The sequence below is a fragment of the Mesorhizobium sp. M2D.F.Ca.ET.226.01.1.1 genome, from assembly GCF_004022705.2.
Taxonomy (GTDB): Bacteria; Pseudomonadota; Alphaproteobacteria; order Rhizobiales; family Rhizobiaceae; genus Mesorhizobium.
In genome coordinates, this window is record NZ_RZOY02000002.1 from 681,817 (window position 1) to 701,585 (window position 19,769).

The 19,769-nt window shown below is 59.0% G+C and carries 10 protein-coding genes and 3 pseudogenes; 10 read left to right on the top strand and 3 right to left on the bottom strand.

The window, feature by feature from the left end; all coding sequences use genetic code 11:
- Window positions 1-182: 182 nt before the first annotated feature.
- The 3 genes from sctV (at window position 183) to EN869_RS07125 (ending at window position 4,207) form a co-directional block, all read left to right on the top strand.
- On the top strand, window positions 183-2,246 hold the full coding sequence (sctV, locus tag EN869_RS07115; protein WP_024505383.1) for a type III secretion system export apparatus subunit SctV: 2,064 nt from the start codon (window positions 183-185) through the stop codon (window positions 2,244-2,246).
- Window positions 2,247-2,299: 53 nt separating this feature from the next.
- The gene (locus EN869_RS07120) at window positions 2,300-2,842 is read left to right on the top strand and encodes a tetratricopeptide repeat protein (RefSeq protein ID WP_081714429.1); all 543 of its coding nucleotides are present in this window, start codon (window positions 2,300-2,302) and stop codon (window positions 2,840-2,842) included.
- Between the two features lie 894 nt (window positions 2,843-3,736).
- The gene (locus tag EN869_RS07125; protein WP_024505385.1) at window positions 3,737-4,207 is read left to right on the top strand and encodes a MucR family transcriptional regulator; all 471 of its coding nucleotides are present in this window, start codon (window positions 3,737-3,739) and stop codon (window positions 4,205-4,207) included.
- 228 nt (window positions 4,208-4,435) lie between these two features.
- Here EN869_RS07125 and EN869_RS07130 read toward each other — a convergent pair whose 3' ends face one another.
- A complete protein-coding gene (locus tag EN869_RS07130) occupies window positions 4,436-4,648 on the bottom strand; it encodes a cold-shock protein (RefSeq protein WP_008874821.1) in 213 nt (70 codons plus the stop codon).
- A 1,558-nt stretch (window positions 4,649-6,206) separates the two neighbouring features.
- The gene (locus tag EN869_RS07135) at window positions 6,207-7,328 is read right to left on the bottom strand and encodes a DUF418 domain-containing protein (RefSeq protein WP_126097377.1); all 1,122 of its coding nucleotides are present in this window, start codon (window positions 7,326-7,328) and stop codon (window positions 6,207-6,209) included.
- Between the two features lie 754 nt (window positions 7,329-8,082).
- On the opposite strand from EN869_RS07135, the gene EN869_RS07140 reads away from it, so the two are divergent.
- From EN869_RS07140 to EN869_RS07170, 7 genes and pseudogenes are all read left to right on the top strand, one after another.
- The gene (locus EN869_RS07140; protein ID WP_245458615.1) at window positions 8,083-8,541 is read left to right on the top strand and encodes a response regulator transcription factor; all 459 of its coding nucleotides are present in this window, start codon (window positions 8,083-8,085) and stop codon (window positions 8,539-8,541) included.
- A gap of 244 nt (window positions 8,542-8,785) precedes the next feature.
- Window positions 8,786-9,220 (top strand): annotated as a pseudogene (locus tag EN869_RS07145) (helix-turn-helix domain-containing protein); the annotation flags it as partial.
- Window positions 9,221-9,839: 619 nt separating this feature from the next.
- Window positions 9,840-10,499 (top strand): response regulator transcription factor, encoded by a 660-nt coding sequence (locus EN869_RS07150; RefSeq protein ID WP_126097376.1) that lies wholly within the window; start codon window positions 9,840-9,842, stop codon window positions 10,497-10,499.
- Window positions 10,500-10,513: 14 nt separating this feature from the next.
- Window positions 10,514-11,824, top strand: coding sequence for a HAMP domain-containing sensor histidine kinase (locus tag EN869_RS07155; RefSeq protein WP_167509388.1), 1,311 nt, complete (start codon window positions 10,514-10,516; stop codon window positions 11,822-11,824).
- A 1,950-nt stretch (window positions 11,825-13,774) separates the two neighbouring features.
- Window positions 13,775-15,079 (top strand): annotated as a pseudogene (locus tag EN869_RS07160) (pitrilysin family protein); the annotation flags it as partial.
- Window positions 15,080-15,628: 549 nt separating this feature from the next.
- Window positions 15,629-16,354: pseudogene (locus EN869_RS35635) on the top strand (pitrilysin family protein); the annotation flags it as partial.
- A gap of 405 nt (window positions 16,355-16,759) precedes the next feature.
- The gene (locus EN869_RS07170) at window positions 16,760-18,235 is read left to right on the top strand and encodes an NAD-dependent succinate-semialdehyde dehydrogenase (RefSeq protein ID WP_126102500.1); all 1,476 of its coding nucleotides are present in this window, start codon (window positions 16,760-16,762) and stop codon (window positions 18,233-18,235) included.
- 787 nt (window positions 18,236-19,022) lie between these two features.
- On the opposite strand, the gene EN869_RS07175 is transcribed toward EN869_RS07170, so the two are convergent.
- Window positions 19,023-19,538: a DUF2285 domain-containing protein gene (locus tag EN869_RS07175; protein WP_245329899.1), complete on the bottom strand. Its 516-nt coding sequence runs from the start codon at window positions 19,536-19,538 to the stop codon at window positions 19,023-19,025.
- Window positions 19,539-19,769: the final 231 nt, after the last annotated feature.

Consider the following 19,769-nt stretch of genomic DNA (forward strand, 5'->3'; position numbering starts at 1 on the left):
TCGCGCTCGGTGCTGACAAGCTGGCTGCGTTGGAAACATTTGCTGCCCAGCCATTTCGCGCCTGCTTGTGGCTCTCATGCAGGGTCACGCGCTGGCCAAGGCTGAGGCGCCTTCGGAGTTCGAAAGCCACGTTTCATGGCGTAACAGCAGAGTAAGTCTCAACCGATTGCAAAGGTGTCTCGATGGCCAACGTCCTGCGTGACTTCATCAAGCGTGCGCCGGCCAGCCCGGATTTAATGGTTGCGTTGATGCTGCTTCTGGCTGTCGCGATGATGGTCATGCCTATCCCGGTCGTGGTGGTCGACGCCCTGATAGGATTCAATATGGGGTTGGCCATACTGCTGATGATGGTTGCCCTGTATGTCAGTACTCCACTTGATTTTTCCTCTTTGCCCGGCGTTATTTTGATTTCCACTGTATTCCGTCTCGCGCTCACGGTCGCAACGACGCGACTGATCCTGGCCGAGGGGGAGGCCGGCAGCATTATTCATACTTTTGGCGATTTCGTCATTTCAGGCAATATCGTGGTGGGTTTCGTCATATTTCTGGTCGTCACCATGGTGCAATTCATGGTCCTCGCGAAGGGTGCCGAACGGGTGGCAGAAGTGGCGGCGCGTTTCACGCTGGATGCTCTGCCGGGCAAGCAAATGGCGGTCGACGCAGAGCTACGCAACGGCCACATCGATGCCAACGAATCCCGCCGGCGGCGCGCCGAATTGGAGAAGGAAAGCCAACTCTATGGCGCGATGGACGGCGCGATGAAATTTGTGAAGGGCGATTCCATCGCCGGGCTGGTGGTTATCTGCATCAACATGCTGGGTGGAATTTCGATCGGCCTGCTCTCCAAGGGCATGTCCTTCGGCGAGGTACTGCATCACTACACTCTGCTGACGATAGGCGATGCATTGATATCGCAGATTCCGGCCCTTCTGCTCTCCATTACTGCGGCGACCATCGTCACCCGTGTGACTGGGACGGCGAGGATCAACCTCGGTACAGAAATGGTCAGTCAGCTCACGGCCAGCACTCGAGCCTTGCGACTGGCGGCCGGCGTCCTGGTTGTAATGGGGTTCGTTCCTGGGTTTCCCCTCCCCGTCTTTCTGATGCTGGCCGCAGTGTTCGCTGCGGTAAGCATTGTCAAGGCTGATGTGCTGGGCGCCGGCACTGCCGATGCGAAAGGTGGAACTGCAGCGGAGCCTAAGCAAGCCGCGCCTGCGAAGGAATTCCCGATCGCATTTTTTCTAGCGCCAGATCTTATGCAGGCGGTCGATCAAGCCGAATTGCAAAAACATATTGGGCGCGTTTCGCTCCTGGTCACAGCCGATCTGGGCATTATCGTTCCTCGCATCCCTGTCTTGGTTGACGAGCAGCTGCCTGAATCGCAATTCCGAATTGATGTCGAGGGCGTGCCAGTCGAACAGGACGCCTTAGATCCAAACCAGATGGCGCTCCGAGCCGATGTAGCGCACGTCGACTCGAGCGGTGTCCCCCTTAGACGTGAGCCGAAAACGGACACACTCCCGGTTGAACATACCCCTGCAAAGGCCCTTACGGGCGCCGGCACGGAGCATAGGGCTCCCGGCGAACTCCTCGCCTTGCGCGTCCATGCAGCGTTGACCCGCTACGCACCGCGATTGGTGGGCATCCAAGAGACCCGACATTTCCTGGGCCGAATGGAGCAGGAATATTCTGAGCTTGTGAAAGAGGTGCTACGCACGACGCCGATTCCTCGGATTGCCGATGTTCTGCGCCGCCTCCTGGAGGAAGGTATCCCAATCCGCCACACCCGTCTCGTGTTGGAGGCATTGGCCGAATGGAGCGAGCGTGAGCAGAACGTTGCCCTGCTGACGGAATATGTCCGTTCTGGTTTGAAGCGACAGATCTGCCACCGCCATGCCAACACGGAGGGCATCGTGTCCGCCCTGGTCGTCGAGCGCGAGAGCGAGGATGTGATGCGTGGCGCGGTTCGAGATTCGGATGCAGGCCCCTATCTCGCACTGGAGGATCGGCAAAGCGAAGCGATGCTATCACAGATACGTCAGGTCCTTTCGAACGCAGAACCGGGTCAAACCCGCCCTATTCTGTTGACGTCGATGGATGTCCGACGTTTCGTCCGCGGCTTTCTGACGCGAAACGGGGTTGATCTCGCCGTGCTGTCTTATCAAGACCTCGCCTCCGACTTTACAATTCGCCCCGCAGGATCCGTCACACTCCCGCACGGATCGAACAGCGGATTGTTAGAGTAGTCCCACCTTTCCTAACTGAACGCCACGCGCCTCCCCGATAACTGAGAGATAACATGAATAGTAATACAGTTTCTCCATCGCCTATGTTTCTGCGCCGGAACTCACTTCTTTTTGCCGTACTCGCCATTCTGCCTTTGGGCGGTTGCGCCAGCTGGCAAAAGCCGGCTCTTTCCGTGCAGGAGACATCTTCCCCCGAGTTGCTCAGCGCCGATCAAATCGATCCGGCTATGCGCGAACGCATTTTGCGCGAAGTTGGTCAGGATGTTCAAGAGCGGGCTTTGCGGGATGAGGTGAAGCAGCACCCGGACAATGTTGATGCGGCGATACGACTTACAAATGCCTTGGTGGGCCAGAAGCGCCCGCACGAAGCGGTTGAGGTGCTCGACAGCGTCTTGGTTGCAGCCCCAGGAAACGTACGTGCATTGAATGCGAAGGGCGTGATTTTGGACATTGAGGGGCGGCATGACGCGGCACAGGCCCTGTATCGGCGAGCTCTCGAAAACGAGCCAGGCAATCAGATGGTGCAGCATAACTTCAATCTGTCGCTTGCCTTTAACGGCAAGTCCAAACAACCAAGGTTAGCACGATCGCAATAGGTGGGCACAGTGCATGCGCAGCCTGTTCCCCGGCTCGAACACGCGCTCGGCTCCCATCATAGATGGCCCCCTGAAGAGAGCCATATCTATGCAAAACAGTTGCTCCAGATCTGGCCGGCAGAGATCGGCAGGAGAGCCGGATGACATCACGCGGCCACCCGCAAGGCCACCCGCCTCGCTTCGTTGCCAGAGCGCCCTCTCCCTCGCCGGTCACCGTCTCGCAATGCGGCGACCTGGCTTAAGGCGGTCGACCGAGCGCCCGATGCAGTAGCCATGAATACGTAACGCAGCGATGGACCCGCCGGATCGTGTCGCGCTTGTGCTGGCCGTCCCTGCCATTACAGCACGGTGATTGTAGCTGGATCCTATTCTAGAGGCATCGATGGTGTGGATGCCTTCGATCCAAACAATCGATTTGTTGAATTCGTCCGCCTGAGGAAATTAGCTGCGGCGATCCGACTTCCGACGCCTGCAGGCGCAAAACCAACAGCGTGAGCGCTGCGGGTCCGGAGGCAGGCTGCAAAGTGCAATCACCAGCGCTGATAAGCGGCAAGTGAAGAATGTATCGCTCGGGCGACTCCTGTGTTGTGCACGGTTGCCCCGCGAGGTGAACTGTAGCAGCTTGGCAGCTCAGCGTTCACGAAAGGAGAAAAGATTTGGGGCCAAGCAAAGACCGGCTTTTTTGATTGTCTTGCTGTATCGCTATGGTGGGGCGGGCGCGACCGCTCCCATAATTCAATACGCTGCCTTTAGCGATGGACGATGACGGGATGCGTCGCCGAGACTTCAATGGTGGAGGAGCAGCGCACCCGTCGATCCATTTGCTTTCAGCGGCAACCGCCACTATGAAGCGACACTTCGCCCAACTGTGTTTCAAGCTGCCCGGAGAAGTTTATGACAGAAGAACCCCACAAGACCGACATCCTCATCGAGCTCACTGCCGATGTTGTATCAGCCTACGTCTCCAACAACCCCGTCCCGGCGGGGGAGCTTCCTGCCCTGATCGCCCAAGTGCACGGGGCTCTAAACGGCACGGCTGGACTCATACCGGCAGAAGAGCCTGTGCCTGTAAAAAAACCTGCTGTCCCGATCAAAAAGTCGATCGAACCGGACTACATCATTAGCCTTGAAGACGGCAAGAAATTCAAATCGCTAAAGCGCCATCTGGCGACGCACTATGGTCTGACCCCAGACGAATATCGCGCCAAATGGGGTCTGCCGTCGGATTATCCCATGGTGGCGCCGAATTACGCCGCTGCGCGCTCCGCCTTGGCCAAGACCATGGGACTCGGCCGCAAACCGAAAGAGCCGGAAGCCCCAGCCACGGCGCCGGCGAAACGGACCCGCAAGAAGGTCGCAGCCTAAATCCGTATCAACAGTCGTTCGGACGCGCAGCAGCCGTTGGCCCAATCTGCGCGGAATCAAAGGGCGGGGATGAGCCCCGCCTTTCCCGTCCAAGAGCCTCATTTCCAGAGTAATTCATGATGGCTCCAGCAATCCCTGCCGCGGCATTAACTTGCATGCTCCGGCCCGGGTTTCGAGCCGTCAATGCGTTCCGGCGATGACGAACCTTGCCAAGGCTTTCCCGGACCGTTAGCCAGCCTTGCTGAGGCTGCCTGCAGAGGACTTTCCCGTGCGGCGATCCTGTTCCACCTCGTAGTTGATCTTCTGGCCCTCATTAAGGGTCGACAGGCCCGCTCGTTCAACAGCGGAAATGTGGACAAAGACATCCTGACCGCCGTTGTCAGGCTGAATAAAACCAAAACCCTTCGTGCTGTTGAACCACTTCACCGTTCCAGTCGCCATATCCATTCCTTTGTAATAAGTCGCAACTTAGGCAGGCCATTCACGCCAGCCTGATTTGTACACGAGACTTTAGGCGCATCAAAATCGGAAAATTGCAAGGCCCACTCGATCGCCTGATCTCCAGCAGCAACTGCAACATATGCGAGGCGCGTGCCAGACGAGGCGCGTGCCAGACGAGGCGTATGCCAGACGTTTCGTCGTGCGCTGTCGCTCGAACGTTGACAGAAACAATGACACACCTTGCAAACTCGGCACATCTTGTGGACGTGCTCGGGTCGCTTCTCGACTGCGATACCCGCTCCTGACCGGGTATCGTCGGCCAAAATGAGGGTTTTTGTCATGTGCCGCCAGACCGAAAGATCAGGCGCGCAGCGACCTGCACATTCAAACCGGAACCCGCGAACCTCGATTAGCTTCTGCCTGCTCCGAAGGGCGGTAGCCTGCTCTGAGGCGGGCCACTGTCGGGTTGAAAACCAACTGTCGGGTTCGGAACCCCAGATTGTCGGCAAGGTACGCGCCGCCCACTGGTTGGCCAAAGGGGCACTGGCTCCTGATCCTGCCGCCATGCTCGCCCGATCTCAACCCGATCAAGACAGGTCTGCTCAAAACTCAAGGCGCGGCTGCGGAAGAAGGCGGCCAAAACTTTCGACGCTCTCTGCGGAACTCTCGGCGATATCTGCCAGCTGTTGGAGCCAAATCAAAAACCATTAATTGCGACAGGTGATTTTATGACATTCATTGCGAAGAGGCCAGAATGAACAGCGGAAGAGAGTAGCAGCTCTCTGGCCGCGGCGAGGTGGATCGTCGACACGATCGGCACCTGGCCCGTGCGGGGATCGCACCGCAGCCAGCACCAGAGCCAGACCTTGACCGCTTGCCTTGCTCAGGCGCCACAACAACGAGTGGCTGGAAGCAGATCCACGTGAACTCAGCGATATCGATCAGACGATGCTTACCCTCATGAAAGCCGATCCCGACGCTGTCCAGCGCCGCGAAATCCTGACCAGCATATGGCGCATCGGATGCCACCGCCTGCACACTCACCATCGACATGCCGGAACTCGGAACCAAAGGCCGCAAGCCTCGCCGGCCTCGGCAAAATGGAGCGGCCGCGCCTTCATCCGGGGCGGCCGGGCCAATGTTCGCCAGGCCCTCTACATGCCCGGCCTTCGCCCTGCGCTTCAACCCCGACCTCAAGGCAAAATACCAGGCGCTAAAGGCGGCAGGCAAACCCGCAAAGGTCATCATCTTGTTGCGAAAGCTCCTCATCCTAGCAAACGCTCTCCTCAAGGCGCAGCGAAAATGGCCCCTAAAACCCTTGACCGAAACGGATACCTTAGCCTTTCAGGTGAGGCGGGCCGAGATAGACCAACCGCGGGTTTAACTTCGCGAGTTTAAGCTGATTATGCCGATGCAACTCTAGCGCCTGCGCGACCGTTTTAGCTTCCATCAACAAGGCGGCAGGGTGGGAGGAAGTACCCTCCCCTGCCGCGAACAAGCTTTGGACAAAGCCCCACCTTGTCCGTAATGTGATCGGGAGGCCGGGGCGCGGCGGTGCTCAGCGGATGTGACGCGCGAGATCTGCGACCCTACCCATCAGCACTTCCACCGGTCCTCGCTGGAAGACGCGCAGCCAAAGCACCGCAAAAGTGCTGATAACCACAACGAAGCCAAAGAGCGTGGACAGGCTCTCGTCTTTGAAAATGTTTATCTTCATAAGATAGGCTATTCCCGCAATGTGCAGCACATAGGCCGTCAAAGACATCGAGCCGACTGCGATTATTGGCCAGACCAGCTTTCGCAGACGCGGGAGCGCATCCACAGCGAGCATGCAAGCCGCCAAGATGATCATTGCGCAACCGGTGCTGCCCACGATCGAAAGCGTCGTTTCGCTATGAGGTGCGGCTATCCATGACGACTTGACTATAAATGACGACTTGGAAGGCTCAAAAGCGCCGTCAACGTCAGACCACCACAAGGAGGTTTCAGTCAAAGCGCGGGAACTCAGCGCGAGCAAGGATCCCCCATGGCCCAACACGGCCAGCGCGACCCCCGCCAGACCAAGGCGCCAATGCGCTGCTAGCGTATTAAGATTAAGGCGCGCGATGGCCATGCCAGCGATGAGGAAAGGAACCCAGGTCACCGCGGGATAGTAGCCGTTGACCATGAGGTTGAAGACCGGGTCGAGGAGGTTGGGGGCAACCGACAGAAGGGAGGAACGGACTTGCGGGAGAACTAATGCCGTAGCGGCAGCGATCAAGCCCAGCTGATATGCGCTGAGCCGATGGAGCGGCAATACCAACAAGAAGCAAATTCCGTAGTATTCTAGGATGACTTCGACCTGGGTACCGAGGCAGCCCAGGATTGAGCCAAGCGCGAGCAAAACAAGGGCACGAATTGCGACTCTGGCGATGGCCTGTCTACCGGCTATCCCCGACTTCGGCGCCTTGCGACCTGTAATCAGGAGGATTGAAAAACCGGCCAATACGGCAAACAGGGCCGACGGCCGCCCATGGGTTAGTTCCATCAGAAACCCGACTAGTCCTCCTTCGCCGGGGTCGGGACCGAGATGGGCGGCATACATCCCGAAGACAGCCAGGCCCCGAGCGAGGTCGATGCCGACCAGCCGATCTACTACCGACCCATTCCTAGCGTCGGCAACCGGTGCCTTCATTACCATGGTAGATTCCCTTGTTGGGTGTGTGGATCGCGGGAGCCGCGATAGGAGAGCCGGTCGGCTGCTGCCGTCGCCTCGTGAAAGGGTTCAAAACATCGCGCCATCTGGCGCATCGAGCCGGCGACAGAGCTGTTCAGCCATTAGCCTGGGGTAAGAACAACAGATCGGCTCACAAAGCCTGTGTCACGGACCTGAAAAGTGGTGTCGCGGAACCGTCGTTTTTTGCATGATGGCTAAGCCGAGAGATCCACTGCACCGACGAGAGACTCAGCGACGTTGGATATCCGATCAGTACGCCGCGGCTCCGCCGGTGACGATCACCCCGGGTGTCAAGGCCAGGGCGTAAACCTGCCATAATCTGTGGTGGTGCGCCCGCGACCAATCCGTTCGACAAAGCTCGGCGCATGGTCGAGCCAATCATATTCTTCCATGTGGCTGTTGCCTGAAAAACCGAAGACGCCGTTCGCTGGTCCAGCTGTTCCAGACCTCGGCCTGCGTCGGTCATTAGAACCGGCGCGCCTGTTTCCCAAATCAATTTGCTGATGCAGCCGCCGGGGGTCACATTGAGCAAAAGTGCCGAGGTCAGGACGGGTTTCATAGGGGCTCTTCGTTTGGCTTTGTTAACGACCCCTTTCTTGCAAGTTGTAGCTGACAGCAGCCTGAAAGCTCCCCAAATAATTCGCTGCCGCCGGTTCAGCCTATTGTCAGCTTCGACCAATAAGATGGGAGCCTTGCCCTCATACCGGAGCTCGGAAGCATGATGCGAATACTGCTCACTGAAGACGATAAGGACCTTGGAAGTGCTATGCACGATCATTTGGTGGCTGGTGGCCACGCGGTCGACTGGGCCAAGAACCTGTCCGAAGCGCGCGATTATGCAGCTGTGGTCGGCTACGACCTTATTTTGCTCGACGTTCACCTGCCGGACGGCAATGGGATCGACTATCTGCGGGAGCTGATCAAGGAACTTGAATCGGCACCGGTCATCATTCTGACAGCCTGCGATCGGATTTCGCATCGCATCGAGGGCTTCAACGCTGGAGCCGACGACTATTTGGTCAAGCCGTTCGATCTGGGGGAACTCTCAGCGCGTATCCATGCAGTGGCACGTCGCCATGGGCATTTTCCGGAGCCGCAATTTTCGGTTGGGACGCTTTCCATACAGGCAGCCGAGCGACGCCTCTTCCGCGAGGGGCAGGAGGTCTACCTGACTTGACGCGGATGGGCGGTGCTCGACTACCGTCTGCCCCAGCCCTGCACGGTCGTTTCAAAAGGGAAGATCGTGGACGCGCTTTTCGGCAGACGGCGCTGATTCATACTCTAAAAGAAAATTCGGCTTCCAGTTGCCTTGGCCATGACTGCCCTTCCCGAGAGATGGGTGACAGTTCATTCCGGATAGATGGGTTAAACTTTCGGCCCTTTGCAAGGAGAGCAAGGTGCCTTGGAAGGAGTGTAACGTCATGGAAGAGCGGCTGAAGTTCGTCGCCCGGCTGCTGGACGGCGAGAAGATGGCGGTGCTTTGCCGGGAGTTCGATATCTCGCGCAAGACCGGCTACAAGATCCTCACGCGCTACAACGACAGCGGCCTGGAGGGGCTGACGGACCGATCGCGGCGGCCCTATCGCCACGCCAATCAGCTTCCGTTTCAAATCGAGAAGCTGATTGTGCGCCTCAAGCAAGACAAGCCGACATGGGGTGCGCCGAAGATACGCGAGCGGCTGGCCCGGCTGTATCCGGATGTGCACCGGCCCGCGATCTCGACCGTGCATGCCGTGCTCGACCGCCACGGCATGGTCGAGCGCCGCAAGCGCAGGCGCAACAGGGCGACGGGGACACCACTTTCAAACGGCTGTCGCCCTAACGATCTTTGGTGTGCCGACTACAAGGGCGAGTTCGGCAGAGAACACGGCCGGGACAGGGGATCACAAACACTTGACCGTTCCAGACCCTGGCAGTGGCGCATCGATTGACCGTTGGCTCTGTTCGTGGGCACCGAAAATAGGGCCTTCTTGGTCCTCGGCAGAGAATATGGCCCGGACGGGGGATAACAAACACTTGACCGTTCCAGACTCTGGCAGTGGCGCATCGATTGACCGTCGACTCTGTTCGCGAGCGCCGAAAATACGGACGACCCCTATGGTCAAAGTGCACTTCTGACCTGCTAGGCACTGTTCGATAACTGGAGGCACCCGCTACGGTGCCCTCGTATTTAAGACACCTGTCAGTTTCAAGCCTGGACATTGACGCGTGGCGCGGCTGCCATTCGTTGACCGCCACGTCGAATTGCCCGCCAACCAGTGTACAGCCGCCGGTGGTCACATTGAGCAAAAGTGCCGAGATCAGGAGGGGTTTCATAGGGGCTCTTCGTTTGGCTTTGTTAACGACCCCTTTCTTGCAATTGTAGCTGACAGCAGCCTGAAAGCCCCCAGATATTCGCTGGCGCCGGTTCAGCCTACTGTCAGCTTCGATCAATAAGGCAGGAGCCTTGCCCTCATACCGGAGCTCGGCAGCCTGATGCGAATACTGCTCATTGAAGACGACGACGACCTTAGAAGTGCTGTGCACGATCATTTGGTGGCTGGTGGCCACGCGGTCGACTGGGCCGAGGGCCTGTCCGGAGCGCGCGGTCATGCAGCTGTGGCCGGCTACGACGTTATTTTGCTCGACGTTCACCTGCCGGACGGCAATGGCATCGACTATCTGCGGGAGCTGATCAAGGGGCTTGATACAACGCCGGTCATCATTCTGACAGCCCGCGATCGGATTTCGCATCGCATCGAGGGGCTCAACGCTGGCGCCGACGACTATTTGGTCAAGCCGTTCGATCTGGGGGAACTCTCGGCACGCATCCGTGCAGTGGCACGTCGCCAAGGGCATTTTCCGGAGCCGCAATTTTCGGTTGGGACGCTTTCCATACAGGCAGCCGAGCGACGCCTCTTCCGCGACGGGCAGGAGGTCCACCTGTCTGGACGCGAATGGGCGGTGCTCGACTGCCTTCTACGCCAGCCCGGTTCGGTCGTTTCAAAGGGGAGGATCGAGCACGCGCTTTATTCATTCAATTCGGAGTTCGAGAGCAACACAGTGGAGGTTTATGTCAGCCGGCTCCGCAAGAAGATCGGCGGGGATAGAATAGCAACCGTGCGTGGCTCCGGATACAGGCTCGTGGTCACATGACGAACTCGAACAGCATGACGAGAAAGCTGCTATCGTGGTTAGGCGGGGCAACGCTCCTGGTTTGGATCGCCGCCCCAACCATGGCTGCGTTCATTTTTTGCAATTATGTAAACGAAAGTTCGGATGACTTGCTCCAGGGGAGCGCAAAGTACAGACAACCAGAGCTGATCAAGGTCTTGAATGGAAAACACGTTGATCAATACAATAACAACTTTCCCACTTACGAAAAGTACTTTACCTATCGTGAGCAGGTTATTAATAAGTACGGGATAGTGCTTATTTCTGAACCGGAAGAGGGTCAGCAGCCCTTCCCTGATGCTCCCCTGAGTAACGGCTTTTGGGGAAACGCTGATTACCGCGTCTACACAGAGGAGATCCAAGACGGCGTGTATCATCAGTTGGCCGAACCGCTTCATGGCCGCCGTACCACAATCGCGAAGGGCGCACTTTTTGTCTTCCTTCCGACACTCGTGCTCCTGCCCTTTAGCTTAGCTGTTTGGTGGATCGTGATCCGGCGCTCGCTGCGGCCAATCGAGGTACTGCGACAGCAGATCGGATCGCGCGACGGCGGCAATCTGTCACCAATGGACTTGGGCGATTTCCCGGCAGAGTTGGCTCCAATCGCGGCATCCGTCAATCGGCTTCTCGATCGTCTGCGGGCGGCTCTCGAGGCCGAACGCGAGTTCGCCGCAAACAGTGCGCATGAACTGCGCACGCCGATCGCAGGTTCAATCGCTCAGATGCAGAGATTAGTGGCCGAGCTTCCCAATGGGTCGGCCAAAATGCGTGCGCGCGGCATCGAGCAAGCGCTGTCGAGCCTTGGCCGCCTTGTCGAAAAAGTGCTTCAGCTCGCTCAAGCCGAATCGGGGGTTGGCATGGCGGATCACGCGATCGATCTTGTCCGATCGGTTCGGCTGGAAATCGACGACCTGAGGAAAAAGCCGCAATATGCCGGACGCCTGCATCTTAACGTCGACGGCTGCCCCACTTTGATGCGCAAAGTGGATGTCGATGCGTTTGGGATCCTCCTTCGTAACCTGATCGAGAATGCGCTGATACATGGACTGCCCACTGTTCCGACAACAGTTTCCGTCCAAACTGATGGAACCATCGCTATTGCAAACGCCGGACCGGTGGTGCCCCTCCCCGACCTCGAAGGGCTTACAAAGCGATTTAGTCGTGGTGCTACTCCTGCTGCGGGCTCAGGCCTTGGTCTACATATCGCTAACATGGTTATCCAGCGGATCGGTGGCAGTCTAGAGCTTGCGTCGCCCGCCCGCGGTCGCAATGATGGTTTCGAGGCGATCATACGAATTCCTCAATGACACCGGTGAATTCGACGACATTTGGACACAGGGCGGATTGCTGGCAAGGCTGCTGACATGGCGAACTGTACGGCAGTATGTATACGGCGTAGAAATCGTACTTCACACAACGCATTTCGGCCGCGGCAATCAATGCCGCTATCATCGTCTGAGCAGTTCGATCGAAGCGACACGACATGATCGGCAAAATCGAAGGCTCCGCCTCACCGCTCGCTCGATTTCGCCCGGGGAGAAAAGAGGCCATCCGAGAAAGTGCAAGCCGCCGCGCAAAGGCGACGTGTCCAATTGTCTGGGTGCCCCTGTGCGCCGGCCCGATCGGGTTGGCGCAGGTCCAGTAAGGACCCGGACCAACCATTCCATTTAGACGACCGGCAGGTTTTAATCGGCGTCCGGATCGCCGGCCCAAAATGCCCCAAGTATACGGCTAGAAAGGCTGCCAACGATCGAGCTTTGGTCGGAGGCGTGCTTGTCAGCGTCTTGGGTGCTTGACCGGCCTTTGCAATGGCCATCGCCATCGCAAGTATCGTGCGTGGCCAGTGAGACCGCAATTTCATCAGCCTGGAGCCGACCGTATCGGTGCTTTTTTCTGATTTAGGGATTTTTCGTTTTCCTCTTGGATCATCACGGGTTTGGAGAGGATCTGGTGTTAAGTGCCATTCGGAGCGCCGGCGAACCGCCCGAAATTAATGTGGTCGAGTCATGAAGCCTCCCGAATGCGTTAAACGAGACCCTTTATGGCGGCCCTGGCTGACAACAGTCTGAAAGCTGCAAGCGGCATGCGAAAATGGGGCGATCCTGAATGACGACAGATGCTATCAACATGAAAGAGGCTCGCCCTGAAAGCTGAGCACGCTTTATGCTCAGGCTGCTGACAAGGCCAAAGCAGCGTAAGTGCGTAGTGAAATCCAAGGTCCACATGGGTCGTCGCGCGTCCCGTGCGCCTGGGAAGGCGCCGGCCCGGCCAAGCTTTCCCAGCTCGTCCGCATGATGCTTCGCTGAGCGTCAATGGACGTTGGCGCGAGACCAAGGCGTCGTGCGTTGCAATCCGGACCGTCCAGGGTATCAGGAGTTTCACGGCCTCGGCCCGCTTGGCTGGCCACAGTTGAAGCTCCAACGTACCGGCTGGCACCGGGAAATTGGGCTCTGCGCTGCCTCAACGCTGATGGCACGGTCAATGCTTGCCTACCGATGGGGCCGCCCATGCCGTGATGCTGTCGGTCGACGTTCGCAAACCAGACCCTCGCGAGACCCAGCGAAGGGGCTCGCCGGTACGACGAGGGACCTTACCTCTTTATGCGCGGCATCATTATCGAGGATGACATGTTGCCTTACACGTCGTCCCTCGCGCTCGGGTCTTTGTGGGGCGGATGAAGTCCTGATCGCGGTGGCACTGCTGCATGTTTGCGTAAGACCCATCCAGTCACGATCGCGCTGTCCTTCGATGTCGCGGTGCTGATAGGCGGGCAGATCGGTGTGCGCGGCGCCCGCCAAAGGATCGTCGTCACGCCGGAGGAGGCGAGCGTCATAGCCGGCGCGCCGGCGAAAGGCGCTTTCTGTCGGATGCCCGACAATGTCGGATATCGCAAGTATCAAGGTTGGATCAAACCTTGCGAATCGGGGCTTTCTTACTTGGCACGGGGCATGCTCAGGTATCCGCAAACACCCAATGGATAACGAGCAGACTTCCCATGGCCTCACCATGCCGAAAGTTTCCCGGACGCATCCAAAGATGAGGCTCGCGTCAGGCCCAGCAACACGCTGACGGCTCATGTGGCTCGGCGTCGCGTGCCGATCCACTTTCTCCCAATAGGCGTTCGGGAGACATAGATCCTTCAAAATGAGGAACAGATCACTTTGCCAGGAACGCAGCCCATAACCCCACTCTCCCTACCAGAACTACCAAGCAAGCCCCGCACTCATGGGCTTCGCAGGACGTCCGTTGCGTCCGAGTTGGTCGGCGCGGGGCCGGCTCCGATCCCCGTCGCATGGGAGGACGGCAAGGCGAGGGATTTCGTGCTCGACAACGGCATGGAGGTGGTCGTCATTCCCAACCACCGGGCGCCGATCGTCACCCACATGGTGTGGTACAAGATCGGCAGCGCCGACGAGCCGCCGGGCAAATCCGGCATCGCCCATTTCTTCGAGCATCTGATGTTCAAGGCGACGACCAACCATGCGGGCGGCGAATTCGACCGCGCAGTGTTCGAGATCGGCGGCTCCAACAACGCCTTCACCTCCTCCGACTACACCGCCTTCTATCAGACAGTGGCGCCGTCGGCGCTCGAGCTGATGATGAGCTTCGAGGCCGACCGAATGCGAAACCTCATCCTCACCGACGATGTCGTCAAGACCGAGCGCGACGTGGTCATCGAGGAGCGCCGCTCAAGCACCGACACCAACCCGCAGGACGTGCTCCATGAGGAGATCGACGCGACGCTGTGGCAGAACCAGCCCTATCGCATCCCGATCATCGGCTGGATGCAGGAGATCGAGCAGCTGAACCGCGTCGACGCCACCGCCTTCTATGAAAAATACTACTGGCCCAACAACTCCGTGCTGATCGTGGCCGGCGATGTCGAGCCGGAAACGGTGAAGGTGCTGGCCGAGAAGACCTATGGCAAGGTGGCGCGCGGGCCCGACCTGCCGCCGCGCATCCGGCCGGTTGAGCCCGAGCAGAACACCAGGCGCACCGTCACGCTCTCCGACGCCCGCGTCAGCGTGCCCAGTTTTTCGACGCAGTGGGTGGTGCCGTCTTACCATACCGCCAAGCCGGGCGAGGCCGAAGCGCTCGACCTGCTGTCCGAAATCCTCGGCGGCGGTAACCGCAGCCGGCTTTACCAGGCGCTCGCTGTCCAGCAAGGTATCGCTTCCAGCGCCTGCGCCTATTTCCAGGGCACCATGCTCGACGACACCAGGTTCGCCATCTATGGCGCGCCGCGCGGCGATGCCAAGCTGGCCGATCTCGAAGCGGCGGCCGCTGCCGAAGTCGCTCGCATTGCCAAGGATGGTGTCAGCAGCGAGGAACTGGGCAAGGCCAAGGAGCGCTTTGTGCGCGATATGATCTTTGCCGAAGACGACCAGGACGACCTCGCCTGCATCTACGGCTCGACGCTGGCCACCGGCGGCACCGTGAAAGATGTCGAGGAACGGCCGTCTCGCATCCGCAGGGTTACCGCCGCGCAAATCAAAGCAGTTGCCGCCCGCTATCTCGCGTTCGACCGTTCGACCACGGGCTATCTCTTGCCCAAGACGGAGAATCAAGAGATGACGCTCGGCGCTCAGCCCCATGCTGCGATGAACATCCAGGAGGTGAAGTCCGAAAAGGGCATCATCGCCTGGCTGGTGGAGGACCACACAGTGGAAATCGTCAACATCGGCTTTGCCTTCAACGGCGGCACCACGCAGGACCCGGTCGGGAAGGAGGGGATGGCCAAACTGATGGCCGGCCTGTTCATCGAAGGCGCTGGCCATTACGACAGCGATGCCTTCCAGGTGAAGCTCGACGATGCCGGCGCCGAAATGAGTTTGGACGCGCAAAGCGACGACATCTACGGATCGGTGTGCATGCTTTCCAAAAAGCAGGACGCCGCGTTCGGCCTGCTTCGGCTCGCGCTGAACGCGCCGCGCTTCGACCAGGGGCCGATCGATCGCGTCCGCGCCGAGATTGTCTCCGGCATCGTCGGCAGCGAGCGAGACCCTGGCGCAATCGCTCAGCGCAAATGGCTGCGCGCGATCTACGGCGCGCATCCTTGTTCAAGGCCGGGAGAAGGCACAAAAGAGAGCCTCGCCGGCATCACGCCGTCCGACCTCCTCGCCTTCCACCAGGCCATTTTCGCTCGCGACGGGCTCCATATTGCCGTGGTGGGTGACATTGACGCGAACACGTTGAGGGAAAGGCTTGACCAGCTGTTTGGTGATTTGCCTGAGCAACAAACCCTCGTCCCCGTCTACGATGTCGCGCCGAAACTCGGTCAACTGGTGGAGGAGAACTACGACCTGCCGCAGACTTCGCTAACGTTGGCCTGGCCTGGCGTGAAGCGTAGCGCGCCGAATTTCTACGCCGCCGTGCTGATGAACGACATCCTTGGCGGCTCATACTTGACTTCCCGCCTTTACGAGGAGGTACGCCAAAAACGCGGCCTTGCCTATCACGTCAGCTCTGAACTGACCCTTGACAAGCTTCTGGTTACGACAGAGACACGCTCGGATTGCGCCGCCCAAACGCTGAGCATCGTGCGAGAGGTGGTAAAGCAGATGGCGCAGCAAGGACCGACCGGGGCCGAGCTCAAGGCGGCGAAGAAGCACCTGATCGGCACCTATGCCATTGACCGTCTGGGCTCGACCAGCTCGATTGCAGACCGGCTCCTGGATTTGCAGATTCAAAATGCCGACGTCGACTACAACCAGCGTCGCGCCCGCAGCATCGGTCGGGTGACGCTCAAACAGGTCAAGGCGGCGGCCAAGAAGCTGCTTTCGGCCGAGCCCGCCATTTTGGTGGTCGGCCCGCCGCTGGGCGGCAAGGATGAGTAAAGAAACTCATCTCGCCTTCCTTCTTCCTTGGGGCTTCTCGTGGGAAGAGCGAATATGGAGGCCGGTGGGCCAAGCAGATCATGCAGACCCGCGGAGTCGTTTCGCGGGCCTTGCGCGGCATTGGCGGTCCAGGGGCCTCTCGCCGAAAAGGCGCTCCTCAGCATGCATGCCGCCTTTTGCAGAATACACTCGCACGCCACCAGCAGGCAGCGGGTGGATGAAGCAAACATCCGGCTGCTCAATCCATCAACTGATGAACCGCGGGCACTCAAACTAACGGAACTGTTGTCGTATGTTTGGTCTACCAACTGCTTTGCCGAGGCCCTAGGACGAACCCGCTGGTGCAGAATACACACCGACGGCCTGTCGACCTGGATGTTCGCTGCGTTGAGGAGGAATCCGGTATTGCCCCTGTGCCTGCCGATGATCCGCCGTCTGAAATCCCCGCACCTGTTTGGAGCCATCGACCGCCTGCCGGCACTCGGCAGACCGGTTGGCAATAAGACGTTCGAGGTCGTCAATCCGTCGACCGGCGAAGTTTTGGCAGAGCTTCCCGATATGGGCGTGGAGGAGACACGTGCTGCGGTAGACAAGGCCTATGTTGCGCAGTCGGGATGGGCCGCGTTGACTGCCCGAGAGCGTAGCGACGTTCTTTGGCGATGGCATCAGCTGATCATCGACCATGCAGGCGATCTCGCCGCGATTCTGACCGCGGAAATGGGCAAGCCGCTTGCCGAAGCCGTGTCAGAGGTATCGCATGCGGCGGCGTATCTGCAATGGTATGCCGAGGAGGCCAATCGCGTCTATGGCGAGACGATCTCGGCACCCTCGACAGACCGCCGAATGCTAGTGATCAAGCAGCCCATCGGCGTTGTTGGCACGATCACGCCATGGAATTTCCCGGCCTCCATGGTGGCGCGCAAGATCTCGCCGGCCTTGGCTGCGGGCTGCACGATCGTGCTCAAGCCCGCTGAACAGACGCCGCTCGTGGCTGGCGCAATGTTCGCCCTTGCCCATCAGGCCGGCTTTCCCGATGGCGTGGTCAACCTGATCTATGCGTCCGAAGGTGATCGCGTCGGCCGTGAACTCTGCACCAATTCCAAGATCCGCAAGATCAGCTTCACCGGTTCGACCGAGGTCGGGCGGCTGCTGATGCGTCAGTGCTCTGACCAGATCAAGAAGGTTAGCCTTGAGCTCGGCGGCAACGCACCTTTCATCATCTTCGATGATGCCGACATCGACGCTGCTGTTGACGGTGCGATCCAGGCGAAGTTTCGCAATGCCGGCCAGACCTGCGTTTCGGCGAACCGTATTTACGTCCAATCGAGCGTTCACGATGAGTTCGTCAAGAAATTCGTGGAGAAAGTCCGGCACTTGTCGGTTGGCGACGGATTCGGTGCCGGAGTAGACATCGGACCGCTCGTCGACAGGCATGCTCTGGCCAAGATCGAGTCTCACATCGCAGATGCCATTGCGAAAGGCGGCACAATACGATGTGGGGGCCAACGTATCGGCAAGAATGGCACGTTTTTCGAACCCACGGTCCTCACCGAGATTTCCAGCGTCATGGCAGTCGCGCAAGAGGAGACATTCGGGCCGCTCGCGCCGATCATTCGCTTCAACGATGCGGATCAGGTCGTGCGCGAGGCCAATGACACGATCTACGGCCTCGCCGCATACTTCTATGCCTCAAACCTGAAGCGGGTCTGGCGTGTGGCAGAGGCTCTGGAATATGGCATGGTTGGCATCAACACGGGACGCATGTCCTCGGAGGCGGCACCGTTTGGCGGGATCAAACAATCCGGCATCGGGCGGGAGGGTTCCCGTCATGGCCTCGAGGACTATCTGGAAATGAAATATCTTTGCATGGGCGGGATTTGAAACCTGCTGCACTGTCTCTCCGCCCCACCGGGGGGCGGCCTGCGGCCAATGCCGCCACCTAATTGGAAGTTCCAAACGCCGTTGACCTGAAACACGGATGCCCGGCAGGAGACTGAGCTCGCTGCCGGGCCGGACATGCCTTGGGAGGGCATAAGTCAGCGCTCCTAGGGCCGATGGGCCACTCAGTTCGTGCGCCTTTTGCCGATTGCGTTGCATGTGCCGTGCCAAGCCAAAAAGCATTGATAAACCGCCGATGGATCAGCTTTTGCCCTGTTGCGCATTCTACATTGTGGGGATATGCGACAATGCCCAAGCGGTTGAATCGTCGTGTTGCAGACCCCCAGACGGGTCATGACTGCTGTTCTTAGGACAGTGCGCAGCAAGCCGCTACTCGCTGCACTCCAGGCACACCATTTCCATAATCAAGCGGTGGGTGCTATGTCTGACCGAGCTGTCGACCAGGGAGCGGTGTGAGGCCTCAAATCCCTCCATATTGTTGCACCCGCCGGTCCAACAGGACTGCAGGTCCGGACTCAAAGGATCTTGGCTGCTATGGCGACATTGCGGTGCACGCCGCTTTCCGACCAATGATGTGCGTCCAGGTCGAGGCCGGCCCTAATGAACCACCGCCTTGGCACCCTCGCCCATCTCATTGCGGCATCGACAAGCTAGACCAGAGCGCACCTTGCAAGGCGCCATGCAGTCCTGTCGGCGGGCGAACTGTTGGTGACGGGTACAGCTGCGAGCGAACGTTCATCCACCGACGCACAGCGCGGACTGTCGCTTTTCAAATTAGGAAATCTCTGTAGCCACCATTCATGAGCGCGCGGCCACGCGAGACGGCCCGACGGATGCGGTCGCGCAGATGATCGCGAGGATCCGCCCAGTCGGCATGGACGCGCCGTTGACCGATGAGAACTTCGGCGAGCTCGCGATGAGGTGCTCCGGCGAGCGAACCGTCGAGCGCACGAAGAACGAAGGACAAACGGACGCCGCGCTTTTCCGGCGCAAACAAGCGGGGGGGCAACTGTTGCCCTAGACTGAGAGCATTGAGGCACTCCAGTCCCCTCAGTCGATGCTTTAAAAGCACCGCGGGCCAGATGGCTTGCGTATGCAGGCAAACAGGGTGGAGGATATTCGCGCCCGAGACGGCGAGCTGCAGCGCGTGGTCCGCATTGCGAAGAAGAACATGCTGGCTCTTGTCGGGCGCCAGCAGGACGGTTGCACGACAGGGCAATGCCGAGAGTTCGAACGGCGGTGTCGGCGACGAGGCAGGCAACCGTTCCGCAATGACCGGCAGCACATGGACGCACCAGAGCGGACACCAGAATACGACCGAAGCGCGGCCACAAGACTCCGCGAAACAGAACACCCCAGCGTGACAGGTCGCCGGCCGACGCGACCATATCGAGAAAGGATTGGAGAGACCAAGTCTTGCAATGCTGGCGCGCAGCGGTCAGATCGCGCTGGAACGCTGGATTGCGGCGTAAGAACTCCCAAGCCCACTCCCGCAGCGTCAGGCCAGCGGTGTAGT

Coding starts and splice junctions, on each gene's coding strand:
- EN869_RS07120 (WP_081714429.1), top strand. CDS start 2,300: ATGAATAGTAATACAGTTTCTCCATCGCCTATGTTTCTGCGCCGGAAC.
- EN869_RS07130 (WP_008874821.1), bottom strand. CDS start 4,648: ATGGCGACTGGAACGGTGAAGTGGTTCAACAGCACGAAGGGTTTTGGT.
- sctV (WP_024505383.1), top strand. CDS start 183: ATGGCCAACGTCCTGCGTGACTTCATCAAGCGTGCGCCGGCCAGCCCG.
- EN869_RS07155 (WP_167509388.1), top strand. CDS start 10,514: ATGACGAGAAAGCTGCTATCGTGGTTAGGCGGGGCAACGCTCCTGGTT.
- EN869_RS07150 (WP_126097376.1), top strand. CDS start 9,840: ATGCGAATACTGCTCATTGAAGACGACGACGACCTTAGAAGTGCTGTG.
- EN869_RS07135 (WP_126097377.1), bottom strand. CDS start 7,328: ATGGTAATGAAGGCACCGGTTGCCGACGCTAGGAATGGGTCGGTAGTA.
- EN869_RS07140 (WP_245458615.1), top strand. CDS start 8,083: ATGATGCGAATACTGCTCACTGAAGACGATAAGGACCTTGGAAGTGCT.
- EN869_RS07125 (WP_024505385.1), top strand. CDS start 3,737: ATGACAGAAGAACCCCACAAGACCGACATCCTCATCGAGCTCACTGCC.